This window comes from Chryseobacterium sp. JV558 (assembly GCF_033712365.1).
Lineage (GTDB): Bacteria > Bacteroidota > Bacteroidia > Flavobacteriales > Weeksellaceae > Chryseobacterium.
The window spans coordinates 1-815 of sequence record NZ_WJHU01000028.1 but is presented as its reverse complement, the minus strand read 5'-3'; the positions used below and the strand labels follow the sequence as shown (position 1 = coordinate 815).

Here is an 815-nt window from a genome sequence, read left to right as displayed (position 1 = left end):
TAAAAGCTCAGGATCCACGCTGTATATGTCTTTGCTGAGTAGCATCAATGTATTATTGTACCGCTACAGTGGAGATACGGATATCATTTTGGGTTGTCCGATCACAGGGCGTGACCATATTGACCTTGACAATCAGATTGGCTTTTACCTCAATACCCTAGCTATCCGCAGCAGGTTCTCCTCAGATGACAGCTTTACGCAATTGCTTTCAGATGTTCGGGATACCACAATGAACGGTTACAGGTATAAAGGTTATGGCTTTGATGAGCTTGTTGAAGATCTAGATCTGGTACGTGATATCAGCCGCAATCCTTTGTTTGATGTTGCGGTTGTGCTGCAGAATAATGATATTGGAGGCTCCGGTTCCCAGACAGAAGTTGTTTCTTCCGAATCAGATCCGATGATGGTTCAGGGTTATGAAAAGCCGGATGACGGTATCAGTAAGTTTGACCTGACCTTTGATTTTAGTGAGGTCTCAGGTGAATTGTACCTCTTTGTTAATTACAACACGGATATTTATAACAGCTCTACTATTGAGCGTATGTGCCGTCATCTGGACACTCTTTTAAGATCGGCCATCGAACATCCTGATATGAGTATAAAAGAGCTGGAAATATTATCTGCTGCTGACCGAATAGAACTTCTGGAGAGCTTCAATGATACTGCTGTATCTTATCCTCAGGGAGATAATATTGTGAGTTTATTTGCGAAGCAGGCCATATCTACGCCAGATCATGTTGCCATAGTGTTTGAAGAAGATGAGCTAACCTATAAAGAGCTTGACGAGAAATCCAACCAGCTTGCGAGATATCTGC

The 815-nt window shown here is 42.6% G+C and carries 1 protein-coding gene; it reads left to right on the top strand.

Going from position 1 to position 815, the window contains the following annotated elements:
• Positions 1–815 (top strand): condensation domain-containing protein (locus GFU89_RS23215; protein WP_318849379.1); only part of this gene is annotated, 815 nt, incomplete at both ends.